This is a genomic window from Delftia sp. Cs1-4 (assembly GCF_000214395.1).
Taxonomy (GTDB): Bacteria; Pseudomonadota; Gammaproteobacteria; order Burkholderiales; family Burkholderiaceae_C; genus Comamonas; species Comamonas acidovorans.
This window is the reverse complement of sequence record NC_015563.1, coordinates 5,029,228-5,042,251: the sequence shown is the minus strand read 5'-3', so window position 1 is coordinate 5,042,251 and position 13,024 is coordinate 5,029,228. Positions and strand designations below refer to the sequence as shown.

11 protein-coding genes are annotated in these 13,024 nt (G+C 68.0%); 3 read left to right on the top strand and 8 right to left on the bottom strand.

Going from position 1 to position 13,024, the window contains the following annotated elements; genetic code table 11:
• The first annotated feature begins 85 nt into the window (after nucleotides 1-85).
• Nucleotides 86-505, top strand: coding sequence for a hypothetical protein (locus DELCS14_RS31430; RefSeq protein ID WP_267233240.1), 420 nt, complete (start codon nucleotides 86-88; stop codon nucleotides 503-505).
• A gap of 362 nt (nucleotides 506-867) precedes the next feature.
• Here the strand turns inward: DELCS14_RS31430 and DELCS14_RS22045 are convergent, their stop codons facing one another.
• The 7 genes from DELCS14_RS22045 to hemC all read right to left on the bottom strand — a co-directional run bounded on the left by DELCS14_RS22045 (nucleotide 868) and on the right by hemC (nucleotide 7,239).
• On the bottom strand, nucleotides 868-1,446 hold the full coding sequence (locus DELCS14_RS22045) for a YceI family protein (protein WP_012204149.1): 579 nt from the start codon (nucleotides 1,444-1,446) through the stop codon (nucleotides 868-870).
• 69 nt (nucleotides 1,447-1,515) lie between these two features.
• Nucleotides 1,516-2,088: a YceI family protein gene (locus tag DELCS14_RS22040; RefSeq protein WP_013803632.1), complete on the bottom strand. Its 573-nt coding sequence runs from the start codon at nucleotides 2,086-2,088 to the stop codon at nucleotides 1,516-1,518.
• 92 nt (nucleotides 2,089-2,180) lie between these two features.
• Nucleotides 2,181-2,774, bottom strand: coding sequence for a cytochrome b (locus DELCS14_RS22035; protein ID WP_013803631.1), 594 nt, complete (start codon nucleotides 2,772-2,774; stop codon nucleotides 2,181-2,183).
• A gap of 237 nt (nucleotides 2,775-3,011) precedes the next feature.
• Nucleotides 3,012-4,319, bottom strand: coding sequence for a heme biosynthesis HemY N-terminal domain-containing protein (locus DELCS14_RS22030; RefSeq protein WP_012204152.1), 1,308 nt, complete (start codon nucleotides 4,317-4,319; stop codon nucleotides 3,012-3,014).
• A gap of 19 nt (nucleotides 4,320-4,338) precedes the next feature.
• The gene (locus tag DELCS14_RS22025) at nucleotides 4,339-5,481 is read right to left on the bottom strand and encodes a uroporphyrinogen-III C-methyltransferase (RefSeq protein WP_013803630.1); all 1,143 of its coding nucleotides are present in this window, start codon (nucleotides 5,479-5,481) and stop codon (nucleotides 4,339-4,341) included.
• Nucleotides 5,478-6,287, bottom strand: a complete 810-nt coding sequence (locus DELCS14_RS22020) for a uroporphyrinogen-III synthase (protein ID WP_013803629.1) — start codon at nucleotides 6,285-6,287, stop codon at nucleotides 5,478-5,480. Before DELCS14_RS22020 ends, DELCS14_RS22025 begins: the two co-directional genes overlap by 4 nt.
• Nucleotides 6,288-6,300: 13 nt before the next feature.
• Nucleotides 6,301-7,239: a hydroxymethylbilane synthase gene (gene hemC, locus DELCS14_RS22015; RefSeq protein ID WP_013803628.1), complete on the bottom strand. Its 939-nt coding sequence runs from the start codon at nucleotides 7,237-7,239 to the stop codon at nucleotides 6,301-6,303.
• A gap of 112 nt (nucleotides 7,240-7,351) precedes the next feature.
• Between hemC and ppc the strand changes: the two genes are divergently transcribed.
• Both ppc and DELCS14_RS22005 read left to right on the top strand, forming a co-directional pair.
• Nucleotides 7,352-10,201: a phosphoenolpyruvate carboxylase gene (gene ppc / locus DELCS14_RS22010; RefSeq protein ID WP_013803627.1), complete on the top strand. Its 2,850-nt coding sequence runs from the start codon at nucleotides 7,352-7,354 to the stop codon at nucleotides 10,199-10,201.
• 102 nt (nucleotides 10,202-10,303) lie between these two features.
• Nucleotides 10,304-12,412, top strand: a complete 2,109-nt coding sequence (locus DELCS14_RS22005; RefSeq protein WP_013803626.1) for an EAL domain-containing protein — start codon at nucleotides 10,304-10,306, stop codon at nucleotides 12,410-12,412.
• 51 nt (nucleotides 12,413-12,463) lie between these two features.
• Here the strand turns inward: DELCS14_RS22005 and flhC are convergent, their stop codons facing one another.
• Nucleotides 12,464-13,006 (bottom strand): flagellar transcriptional regulator FlhC, encoded by a 543-nt coding sequence (gene flhC, locus DELCS14_RS22000; RefSeq protein WP_012204158.1) that lies wholly within the window; start codon nucleotides 13,004-13,006, stop codon nucleotides 12,464-12,466.
• Nucleotides 13,007-13,024: the final 18 nt, after the last annotated feature.

The window sequence follows — 13,024 nt, the reverse complement described above, 5'->3', positions numbered from 1 at the left end:
CCCGGCATGTGCCATTGGGCGCAATGGTGTTGCCCACGGCGCAAAGAGGTGGGGGCGATGCGGGCGGTGCCCCTGGCGGCATGAGATGGGTGAAACCCGAGGGAAAACACTGATTCAAATTCGGTGGCTGAATGGCGGTGATTTTGAGTGCCACACCGGAATCATTGGTGAAATCTTCTGCAGAAAATCCATTGATATTGCCGCCATTGACAATTTGCGCAACGAGCAATGGCCGTGTCTCACCCGCCGGGTTGGTAAAGCTGCCCGTCAATTGGGCACGCAGATCGGGGCTGTGCCACAGCGTGGCGCACACGATGGCGCTGGTGCACAGCGCCATGAAGAGCGCCCGGTGCTGTCGGTTGCGCAGCACCAGCCAGGCGGCCGTGGCCAGCCCTATGGCAAGGGCCAGCAGACTCCAAGGGTTGTCCACCGGAATCGCGGTTGCCGCGACGGCGGCAGCCGGAGCGACCGTGATGCTCTGGGCATTGGCGGCCATTGGGAATGAATGGGCGGCAATGGCGGCGACAACGGCGGGGGCAATGGAGATCTGCTTCATGGGTGAATGCCAGGGAGTGATCGGAAAATGAAATTTAAAGTAAGTTTTTTGGAGTATGTCTATTTGTATCTATCGATATCGAGGAATCGTTATGCTGCGACTTCTCAATGACCGTGAAATCGCTATCAATTTGATGCATTTGCAAAGGCCGCCAATGTGCTCGCTGTGCCTCTGTGGAGCAGGTGCGAATGGAGGGCATTGGCAAGGTCTTTTCCGGGAATTCAGAAAAGGCAAAAAAAAGCCCGTGACCGGCTTGCGGATCACGGGCTTTGGGCGGCAGCGCCCTGAAAGGCACTGCGGCGAATGCGGGTTTACTGCTGCTTGACCGCTTCGATGGACATCACCAGGCGCACTTGCTTGGGGAAGCCATAGTCCACGCCGTAGTTCACGCCGAAGGCGGTGCGGTCGATCACGGCTTCGAAGTCGCCGCCGCAGGTCTCACGCTTTTGCAGCATGGCGTTGGGGTAGCAGGTGAACTTGTTGGCCTTGATGGTCACGGGCTGGGTCTTGTCCAGGATGGTCAGGTGGCCGGTGACTTCCTTGAGCTTGTCGCCGTCGAAGACGAACTTGTCGGAGACGAACTTGGCCTGGGGGAACTTGGCCACGTTGAAGATGTCGGCGCTCTTGAGGTGCTTGTCGAAGGCGGCGGTGCCCGAGCTCAGCGATTCCATTTCCAGCACGACTTCGACCTTGCCGGCCTTGGCGTCACGGTCGAATTCCACGGTGCCGCTCTTCTTGTCGAAGCGCACGCGGTTGGTCGAGGCGCCGTTGTGGTCGATCTCGAACGTGGCGAAGGTGTGCGTCGGGTCGATGGCGTAGGTTGCGGGAGCAGCCTGGACAGCGGTGGCGAACAGGCCGGCAATGGCCAGGGCAAACACGGAAGTGCGCATGAAAGAACTCCTAGGTTGGGGTTGCACGAAACGGGAAAGAAAATGGCCGATCTTGGGCAGGGACGCGGCTTACAGCTTGCCCACGCCGGTCAGTGCGAGCTTGAACTGCACCTGCACCTCGTCGGCCACCATGGAGGTATCGCCCCATTCGCCTTCGCCGATCTTGAATTGCAGGCGCTTGAGCGGCAGCGTGCCGGTGGCCGTGGTCGTGGTGCCGGACTGGGCCAGTTGCACGGGAATGCTCACGTTCTGGACCTGGCCCTTGATGCTGAGCCTGCCGTCCACCTGGTACTTGCCGCCGCCCAGCGCCTTGACGGCGGTGGAGTCGAACACGGCCTGCGGGAATTTGGCGACGTTGAACCAATCCGCCTTGGGCAGTTCGGCGTCGGTTTCCTTGGCGCCCATGGTGGCGCTGCCGGTGTCCACGGTGAAGCGGATCTTGCTGGTGTCGGGCTTGGCCGTGTCGAACTGGACCTGGGCATCGAACTTCTTGAAGTGGCCCTGCAGGGGCACGCCCATCTGCTTGGCCGTGAAGTTCACGGCGCTTTGGGCGGGCACGAGCTTTTGCTCGGCCAGTGCCGCTTGGGAAGCCAGGGCCGCAGCGGCCAGGGCGATGGTGGTCAGCGTGGAGGAAAAGCGCATGGCGAGACTCCTAGGGGTCGGGAAGGTCCGGTCAGGGGGGGGCTGGGGCCGGATGGACACCGGCCCTGGCTGGCGAGAGGTTGGCGAAAGGTTCAGGCGCGGCCCGGCAGCATGCGGGAGATCAGTCCGTCGCGGTCGATGAACTGGTGCTTGAGGGCGGCGCCCACATGCATGGCAATCAGCACGACCAGGGCCCAGGCCGCCCAGCCGTGCAGGGGCTTGAGGGTTTCCGCCAGTTCGGGGTTGGCGCTCACGAAGTCAGGCAGGGGCAGCATGCCGAGGAAGACGATGGGAAAGCCGGCCGCCGAGCTGTAGGCCCAGCCCAGCAGGGGCACGGCGAAGAACAGCAGGTACATGGCGTGGTGGGTGCCGTTGTGGGCCCAGTGCTGCCATTGCGGCATGGCGCGGGCCACGGCGGGCGGCAGCTCGGGCGGACGGTGGGTGACGCGCCAGAGCAGGCGCAGCAGGCTCAGCGTCAAAAGCGTGACGCCCAGCCACTTGTGCCAGTTGTACAGCTTCAGGCGCGAGGGGGAGAACGGCAGGCCGGTCATGTACCAGCCCAGGCCCAGGGCGGCGATCAGGCCCAGTGCCAGCACCCAGTGGGCGGCCATGGCCACGCCGGTATAGCGCGTGGCTCTGGAGGAGGATTTTGCTGGCGCGTTGGCGCGGGCTGAGGACTCTGTCATGGATGGCGGCAGGCTTTGGAACCGTTCAGGGCCCCTGTGAAGGGGCCCTGGATGGCAAAAAGGGTGCGGTGCGCTCTGCGAGAACTTCGTGCACTGCGGACAACGTGCAGTGTAGGAAGCGGCAAATCCAAAAGAGTTCAGCGGTATTGACGGCTCAATTCAAAAAAGATGAAGGCCGCACCACCGGTGGTACCCGCAGTACCCGCAGCACCCGCACTACGCGCGGGCTGCGGGAGTTCAGGGCCGGGCGGGATCGGCGGGCAGCATGACCACGGCCTGCGCCGCCTGCTTCCATGCGGCGGCGGCTGCGTCGGCATCGCCCCGGTGCTCGGCCATCAGGGCCAGGCGCTGCCAGGCACGGGTGCGCAGTGCGCTTTCCTGCAGATGGGGCGCAGCGCGCAGCAGCAGTTGCTGGGCCTTGCCCCAGAGCTGGCGCTGCACGCAGGCCATGCCGGCCAGGTATTGCAGGCGGGGTTCGCGCGGATGGCTGTTGGTGGCCGCCTCGATGCGCGCCAGCCAGGTGCCGTCCAGGCCGTCCAGGCAGGGCTCCAGCACCTGGACCAGGCGCGGCAGATGCGATTCGCTGCGCGGGCCGGCATGGGACAGCAGGCGTTCCCACACGGGCAGCAGCCAGGCGCGGGCCTGCGCGGCCTCGCCGCCCAGGGCCATGAGGCGCGATGCGGCCGGCAGCGCGATCTCGGGCATGGCACGTTCCTCACCGTCCAGCGACAGCCAGAAGTGCTGCAGCTGCGTGGTGTCGCGTGCCTCGTTGATGCTCTCCAGCACCAGGCCGCGCACCACGCTGGCGGCGGCCGCTGGCGAGAAGGCGCGGTGCTTGGCCAGCAGGCGGGCCGTGTCCAGCGCCGTCGATGTCTGGCCGGCCAGGCGCGAGGCCTTCAGGCGGATGCGCAGCGCGATCGTTCGGCGTGCCGCGCCCTGGGGCAGTTCGGCCAGGCGGCGCAGCGCGTCAGCTGCGTCGCGGTCGTCCAGGGCCCAGCGCGCGGCGCGCATCTGGGCGCCTTCGCGCATTTCCTGCTCCTGGGCATTGCCCTGGGCCGGTGCATTGGCCAGGACTTCGCGCCAGTGGTGGTCGCGCTGCGGGCTGTCCTGCAGGGCGTGGGAGGCATCGGCGGCCACCATGTGGGCGGCTGCACGCAGCCGCGTGCCGTGTGGCACGGCGGCATGGGCCTCGGCCAGGGACTCCTCCATCGCCAGGGCGGCCAGTGCCGACTTGCGTGCGCGCAGGAAGCGGCCGGCCTGCTGGTGCGACAGGGCTTCCAGCAGGCTGTGGTGCATGGCGCGCTCTTTTTGCTGGCTGCGCCAGCGCCGCGCCTGGTGCGGCATCTGCAGCAGCGCGGCCAGGGCGCGCAGCGCGGCATACAGCAGCACGAAGGCCAGCACGATGATGGCAATGGCCAGGTTCAGGGACAGGTCCAGCCGGTAGGGCGCCCAGAACAGGGTCACCGTGCCCTGGTTGGAGCCCGCGAACAAGGCGGCCGCAACGGCCATGCCGAACAAACCGATCAACCACAGTGCAGCGCGCATTCGTCTGTCTCCCGGCTGCTCAGCGGCCTGCGGCGGCTGTTGCCAGCGCCGCCAGGGTTTCCTGCAGCGCCGGCTGTTCGGTGGTGCGCAGATTGGCCTGGATCTGCTGCAGCTGGGCCTGCACGATCTGGGTGCGGCGCGCGGCAGGATCGAAGTATTTGTTCACGGCCATGCCCGAGGCGGCCAGGTCGGCACGCGCCGCATCCCACTGGCGCGACAGCAGGGCCAGGCGCGAGTTCAGCAGCTTGAGCTTGAGGTTCTCGCGCAGGAAATAGGCCTGCTCGGGAGCCAGCAAGATGGCGTCCGGGTGGTCGATGCGGCTGACGCGCAGCAGGTCCTGGGCCTCTTCGCGCACGGCCGTCCAGCCGCGCTCGCCCCAGGACTGCCACCAGCTCCACTCGGCGGGGCTGCCCTCGATGGGGGCGGGCTCGGGCTGGCGGGCCGCCTGGCCGGCCACGCCGCGATGGCGGCTGGCGCGTGGCTGGGCCACGGCGTTGAGCAGGGGCATCTCGTCGACCAGGCGCACCAGGTCCTCGATGCGGGTGAGCAGGCCGGCCGTGTCAGTCACGCTCATGCGGGCCAGCCGCTCCAGGTCGCGGTCCAGCGCCCGCATGACCGGGGCCAGCCGGGGCTGGGCGGCGCGCTCTATGCGCTGGCGGGCGTTCTTGAGCGTGGCCACCAGCGGCTGCAGGCTGCCGGACAGCTCGGCCTGCTGCTGGGCCAGGCGGATGGAGGAATCTATGTCCACCACCAGGTTCTCGTCGCGCGAGCGCGACATGCTTTGCAGGAGTTCGTCGAGTTGCGTGCGCTGCAGCGACAGCTCGGCAATGCGCGCTTCCATGACCGAGGTGCGCGCAGCGCTGTCGCGGGCCAGGTCCTGGGCGTCGCGCGCCAGGGTGCGGGCCTCGACCGACTGGGAGCCGGACTGCGCGGACTGGCGGGCCAACTGTTCCTGGATATTGCCCAGGCGCTGCCAGAGCATGCCGCAGGCAATGAGCGCCGCCACGGCCACTGCGCCCACGCCCAGGACCAGGGCAGAGGAGCCGCTGCGCAGGTCTGCAGCGGGGCTGCTTTGGGCGGAGCCGGCAGCGAATGCTGCGGCGGAGGCTGGGGGCGTCAGGTCCTGCGGGGTGGGGCGGTCTTGCGCTGCGTCGGAACTCATGGCGTCGATTCTATCGACGCAACCACGTCCTCCAGAGCCGGCCGACATTGCTTGACATATCCGAATCCCAGTTGTTTGGCCTGGGCGGCGATTCGCTCGTGCGTAGCAAGCGCTCGCGCCTTTTGCCACGATTGGCCCGGCAGGAGCTGTTGCAGGTTGGCAACGGATTCGGCGCTGCTGAGCAGCCAGAGCGAGCCATCTTCGGCCGCCTGGCGTGCCAGTGCCGTCTGGGCTGCATCCCAGGCAGGCAGTTCGCGCTGGTAGACGGCCAGCATTTCGACCTGGGCACCTGCCTCGCGCAGTCGGGCGGCCAGCCAATCGCGGCCGGCGCCTGCCGTGGCCGGCACGGTCCTGGGCGCTCCTGCCTGGCTGTCGCCGCGCACGATGAGCACGCGGTCGCCCGCATGGATCTGGTCATGCACGCGCTGCCATAGCGTCTCGGATTCGAACTGGGCGGCGTCCGGTGGCGGGCCGTCGATCTGTGCTGGCGCAATGCCCAGGGCCAGCAGCGCCTGGGCGGTGCCGGGGCCGGGCGTCCAGGCGCGGGTGGAGGCCGGAAGCCGTGCCGGGTCGGTGCCGAAGAAATGCTGGACGGCATTGCCGCTGACGAACATCACGGCGCGGTAGCCCCGGCCTTCGCGCAGCGCGTTGCGGGCGGCCTGCAAGGCCTGTTGCGTGGCCGCATCGCGGCAGGGGCCTATGGCCATCAGCGCCAGCGGCTGGGCAGGCAGGCCACGGGCCTGCAGCGCATCCACCCACGCGGCTGCGTCATGGGCCGGGCGGGTGACGAGTATGCGCGGTGGCATGTGGGCGTGCCGTCTAGAGCTTGGGGGCCGGTTGGGCGCCCGCCGCCTGCAGCAGCGCAGCCACGTGCTGGCCCAGCGCGTCGGCGCTGGCGAAGTCGGTGACGGTGGCGTCGGCGTGCACCTGCACCAGCGGCAGCCGGCCTTCCGGGTCTCCCCAGGCTGCGTCCAGGCGCAGTTGCTGGCCGTCGAATGTGCCGTGCGCCGCCAGCGGCATGGAGCAGCTGCCGCCCATGCAGCGGCTGACGGCGCGCTCGGCGGTCACGGTCAGCCAGGTGGTCTGGTGGGCCAGCGGGGCCAGCGCGTCGATCAGGTCCTGGCGGTCGGCGCGCACCTCGATGCCCAGCGCGCCCTGGCCTGCGGCCGGCAGCATGCCGGTGGGCTCGAACCTGGCGCGGATGCGGTCGGCCAGGCCCAGGCGCATCAGGCCTGCGGCGGCCAGCACGATGGCGTCGTAGTGGCCTTCGTCCAGCTTGCGCAGGCGGGTGTTCACGTTGCCGCGCAGCGGCTCTATCTTCAGGTCCGGGCGCAGGGCCTGCAGCAGTGCCTGGCGGCGCAGGCTCGATGTCCCGACGACGGCGCCCTGCGGCAGCTCGGCCAGCGTGGCGTAGCGATTGGAGACAAAGGCGTCGCGCGGGTCTTCGCGCTCCATCACGCAGGCCAGCACAAAGCCTTCGGGCAGCTCCATGGGCACGTCCTTGAGCGAGTGCACGGCGATGTGGGCGCGTCCTTCTTCCAGCGCCACTTCCAGCTCCTTGACGAACAGGCCCTTGCCGCCCACCTTGGACAGCGTGCGGTCCAGGATCTGGTCGCCCTTGGTGGTCATGCCCAGCAATTCCACTTCATGCCCCCGGGCGCGCAGCAGCGCCTGGACATGCTCGGCCTGCCACAGTGCCAGCTGGCTCTCGCGCGTGGCGATCACGATGGAGTGGGGGAGAAGTGGTTTGGTGTTCATCAGGTGCCTCGGGGGGAGCGCGGGATGCTAGCATGCTGCGCCGCAGTAAACCCGGCACCAGGACCGAAGCCCAAGCAAACCGATACGCTGACCGATTCCAGGAGATTCGTTGATGGCCACCGCCCCCCGCAAGAGCAATGCGCGAGATGACAGGCGTGATGACAAGCCTGTCCGCAAGACGGACAAGGACCTGCCGCTGATCGAGGACATACGCCTGCTGGGGCGCATTCTGGGCGATGTGATCCGCGAGCAGGAAGGCGTGGCGGCCTTCGAGCTGATCGAGCAGGTGCGCCAGCTGTCGGTGACCTTCCGCCGCGATGCCGACGAGACCGCCGACCGCGCGCTCAAGCGCCTGCTCAAGGGCCTGACGACGGACCAGACGGTGAGCGTGATTCGCGCCTTCACCTATTTCAGCCATCTGGCCAACCTCGCCGAGGATCGCCACCACATCCGCCGCCGCGCCGTGCACGAGCGCGCGGGCAATACGCAGGAGGGCAGCATCGAAGTGGCGCTGGCGCGCCTGCGCTGGGCCGGCATCTCGGCCGGCACCGTGGCGCAGACGCTGGCCAAGAGCTATGTGGCACCCGTGCTCACGGCCCACCCCACGGAAGTGCAGCGCCAGAGCATTCTGGTGGCCGAGCGCGACATCTCCCAACTGCTGGCCGCACGCGAGGACATCGTGGCCCGCGCCCAGCTGTACAACAGCGCCAAGGACGCGCTCACCCCGCGGGAGCTGGAGCGCAACGAGGCCCAGCTGCGCGCCCGCGTCAGCCAGCTGTGGCAGACGCGCCTGCTGCGCTACTCCAAGCTCACCGTGGCCGACGAGATCGAAAACGCGCTGTCCTACTACGAAGCCACCTTCCTGCGCGAGATACCCAAGCTCTACGCGCAACTGGAGCAGGAGCTGGGCAACACCCTGCCCGTGCACAGCTTCCTGCGCATGGGCCACTGGATCGGCGGTGACCGTGACGGCAACCCCAATGTCACGGCCCAGAGCCTGGAGCTGGCGCTATCGCGCCAGGCCGACGTGGCGCTGCGCCACTATCTGCGCGAGGTGCACTACCTGGGCGGCGAGCTGTCGCTGTCCCAGCGCCTGACCGATGTGTCCACCGAGATGCAGGCGCTTGCAGAGCGCTCGCCCGACACCAACGAGCACCGCTCCGACGAGCCCTACCGCCGCGCGCTCACCGGCATCTACGCGCGCCTGGCCGCCACGCTCAAGGGCCTGACGGGCGGCGAGGCTGCGCGCCATGCCGTGGCGCCGCAGAACGCCTATGCCTCGCCCGAGGAATTCCTGGCCGACCTGCGCGTCATCGATGATTCCCTGAGTCGCAACCACGGCGAGGTGCTGGCGCCCCAGCGCCTGCGCCCGCTGATGCGCGCCGTGCAGGTCTTCGGCTTCCACCTGGCCACGGTGGACCTGCGCCAAAGCTCGGACAAGCATGAGGAAGTGGTGGCCGAGCTGCTGGCTGCCGCGCGCCTGGAGCCCGACTACTCGGGCCTGCAGGAAGACGCCAAGTGCGCCTTGCTGGTGCGCCTGCTGGAAGAGGCGCGGCCGCTGCGCGTGGTGGGCGCCGACTATTCCGAGCATGCGCGCGGCGAACTGGCCATCTTCGAGACCGCGCGCCGCCTGCGCGCGGCCCTGGGCGCCGAGGCCATACGCCACTGCATCATCAGCCACACCGAATCGGTCAGCGACCTGCTGGAAGTGCTGCTGCTGCAAAAGGAGGCCGGGCTGCTGCGCGGCACGCTGGACGACGGCGCCATCTGCGATGTGATCGTCGTGCCGCTGTTCGAGACCATTGGCGACCTGCGCAGCGCCTCGCCCATCATGCGCCGCTACTTCCAGCTGCCCGGCGTGGCGGCCATGGTGCAGCGCAGCGGCGGCGAGCAGGACATCATGCTGGGCTACAGCGACAGCAACAAGGACGGCGGCATCTTCACCAGCAACTGGGAGCTGTACCGCGCGGAGATCTCGCTGGTCGAGCTGTTCGACGAGCTGGCCGACAGCCATGGCATCAGCCTGCGCATGTTCCATGGCCGCGGCGGCACGGTGGGCCGGGGCGGTGGCCCCAGCTACCAGGCCATCCTGGCCCAGCCCCCGGGCACGGTGCGCGGCCAGATCCGGCTGACCGAGCAGGGCGAGGTCATCGCCTCCAAGTACGCCAACCCCGAGATCGGCCGGCGCAATCTGGAGACCCTGGTGGCCGCCACGCTGGAGGCCACGCTGCTGCAGCCGACCAAGCCGGCCACGCGCGCCTTCCTGGATGCGGCGGCCTTCCTGTCCGACGCCAGCATGGGCGCCTACCGCGCCCTGGTGTACGAGACCCCCGGCTTCACCAGCTACTTCTTCAGCAGCACGCCCATCCGCGAGATTGCCGAGCTGAACATCGGCTCGCGCCCGGCCTCGCGCAAGCCCTCGCAGAAGATCGAGGACCTGCGCGCCATTCCCTGGGGCTTCAGCTGGGGCCAGTGCCGGCTCACGCTGCCGGGCTGGTACGGCTTTGGCGCCGCGGTCAAGGCCTTCATCGACCAGCCGGGCAAGGATGGCAAGGCCCAGCTGGCCCTGCTGCAGAAGATGTACCGCCAGTGGCCGTTCTTCCGTACCCTGCTGTCCAACATGGACATGGTGCTGGCCAAGAGCGACCTGAACCTGGCCTCGCGCTATGCCGACCTGGTGCCGGACGCGCGCCTGCGCCGGCGCATCTTCAGCGCCATCGAGGCCGAGTGGCACAGCACCGTCGATGCGCTGGCGCGCATCACGGGCGACAAGCAGCGCCTGGCCCACAACGAAGCGCTGGCGCGCTCCATACGCCATCGCTTCCCCTACATCGATCCGCTGCACCATCTGCAGGTGGAGCTGGTGCGCCGCTGGCGCGCAGGCCAGACCGATGAGCGCATCAAGACCGGCATCCACCTGTCCATCAATGGCATCGCGGCCGGGGTGCGCAACACGGGCTGATCCTGCTCTCTGCAGGCCGCAACAGCCCTTTGCGGCCGGCGTTGTACGATGTGCTCTGGACAGGAGCGCCTGACTTCTGCCGGGAAGAAAAGGGTGGGAGCCATGGGCAACAAGAGGTCACGGGCCGGCTTTCCGGACGTGCAACTGTTCCTGACACAGCGCCTGGCCAGGCTGGCCGGCGCCAACTCCATGCGGGCCATACGCGAGGGCCTGCTCTGGCTGGTTCCCTGTCTGCTGGTCTCGGCCCTGTTCCTCATCCTGTCGGCGCTGGCGCAGATGTCCGGCCAGCCCGAACCCGTGGTGCGGGTGCTTGCGGGCCTGCACGCGGAGATCGGCAGCATCCTGCCGCTGCTGGTGGCCGCGTCCATCGGCTACATGCTCTCCATACGCCACCGGCTGCCGCGCCTGCCGGTGACCTTTCTGTGCTTCGCGCATGTGCAGATGGCCATCTATCTGCTGAGCGAGCATCCGCGCGCGGCGGCCACCCTGGTGCTGTTCATCTCCATCGCCTCCCCCCTGATCACCGTGCCCCTGATGGCGCGCCTGAGCCGGCTGCGCTGGACGCGCATCGCGCGCACCGGCTTCGTGAGCGAGAACGTGCGCGAGGTCATGAACCTCGTCGTTCCCGGCGCCCTTGTCGCCGTGCTGCTCGTGCTGCTGCTGCTGGGCCTGCAACAGGTGCTGCCGGATATCACGCGGGCCGAACTGCCGCTGGCCATCGCGGGCCCAGAGAACCCCTACCGCAGCGGGCTGACGCTGGCACTGCTCAATTCCGTGCTCTGGTTCTTCGGCGTCCAGGGGTACTACGCCATGCAGCCCTTCTTCCAGGTGCTGGACCAGGCGGTGGTGGCCAATGCCGCCGCGATGGCGCAGGGGCTGCAGGCGCCCTGGGCGCTCAGCGGCGGGCTGATGGGCTCCTTCGTCTTCATCGGCGGCTCCGGTGCAACGCTGTCGCTGGCGCTGGCCGTGCTGCTGTTTTGCCGGGGGCGGGGCCTGCGCGTGCTGGCGCTGGCGGCGCTGCCCATCTCCTTGCTCAACGTCAACGAGATCCTGCTGTTCGGGCTGCCGATCATCCTGAACCTGCGCCTGCTCGTGCCGTTTCTCGCGGTACCCGCCATCAACCTGGTCGTGGCCGTCACGGTGGTGCAGGCCGGCTGGGTGGCACCGGCCTCCATGGTGCTGCCGCTGACTGCGCCCGTGGTCTTCAATGCCTATGTGAGCACGGGCGGGGACATGGCGGCCGTGGTGCTGCAACTGGCATTGACGGCCCTGGGAGCACTGATCTATGCGCCCTACGTGCGGGCCATCGACCGGCTGGGCCAGGACGACGGTGCCATCGTGCTGCACGCGCTGGACACCACGTTCTCGCGCCTGCCCGAAGAGGCCGGCCTGATCGTGCGCGATCCGCTGGTGCAGGCGCACCAGGCGCAGGCCCGGCGCGAGACCATGCTGGCGCATATCCGGCGCATCAGCGAGTACGAGTTCCACCTGGAATTCCAGCCCCAGGTCTCGCACCGCAGCGGCCTGTGCCTGGGCTGCGAGGCCCTGCTGCGCGCGCGGGACGCGCAGGGCCGCCTGCAGCAGCCCGGCAGTTTCCTGCGCTGGCTGGCCGATGCGGGGCTGATGCGCGAGGTGGACCTGTGGGTGGCGGGCGCTGCCGTGCGCCAGAGCCGGCACTGGCGCCAGGAGGGCTTTGCCATGCCGATCAGCATCAATGTGTCGGGTGCCACGTTGACCTCGCCCGAGCACTGCTCACGCCTGATGCTGCTGCTGGCCCAGGCCAGGGGGCAGGTCGGCGTGGAGATCACGGAGGAAGAAATGGTGGGCGACGTGGAGGCGATCCGCCGCGCCATAGGGCAGATCCATGCGCTGGGCGCCAAGGTGTCCATCGATGACTTCGGCACCGGCTTCTCGTCCATGAGCTACCTGCACCAGTTCGATGTGGATGCCATCAAGATCGATCGCAGCTTCGTCGTGGCCAGCGGCCATGCCAAGGGCGAGCTGGTGCTGGACGGCCTGCTGCGCTTTTGCGAGGCGCTGCAGCTGAACGTGGTGGCCGAGGGCGTGGAGACCGAGGCGCAGTTGCAGGCCCTGGGCTTCGAGGGCGATCTGCTGGTGCAGGGCTGGTACTTCAGCCGCGCCCTGCCGGGCGAGAAACTGCCGCAGTTCGCCAGGGACTGCGCCGCCAGGGCAGGCGGCGGGGCGGTCTAGATTCCTGGATTCCTGTGGCGGCATCGCGGGTGCGATGCGCAGTGCAGATCATCAGTGCAGCATCAGCGAGCCGGCGCTCTTGCTCTTGCCGGCGCGTGCGGGCGGATTGCACAGGCCGCACTGGTAGTGGCGCTCGTTCTCGTAGGGCTCGGTCACGAACTGGCCCTTGCACACCGTGCACTGGGTGCGGGTCAGCATCTGCGCGTCGACGAACTTCACCAGGCGCCATGCGCGGGTGAAGGACAGCAGCGCTTCCAGCTCGGCGGCCTGGATCTGCTCGGTATAGAGACGGTAGGCCTTGGTCAGTTGTTCAACGGCATCCAGCTCGGCGCCCTTGGACAGGTATTCGTAGATATTCAGGAACAGCGAACTGTGGATGTTCTCCTGCCAGGTCAGGAACCAGTCGGTCGAGAACGGCAGCTGGCCCTTGGAAGGCGACTTGCCGGCGATCTCCTTGTACAGGCGGATCAGGCGCTCGTAGGACAGCGTGGTCTCGGATTCGAGCACCTGCATGCGTGCACCCATCTCGATGAGCATGGCGGCGCGCTCGATCTGCTTGGACTCGTTCAGGACACTTTTGGCGGGGGTGGACATGGCGGGCTCCAGAGTTCT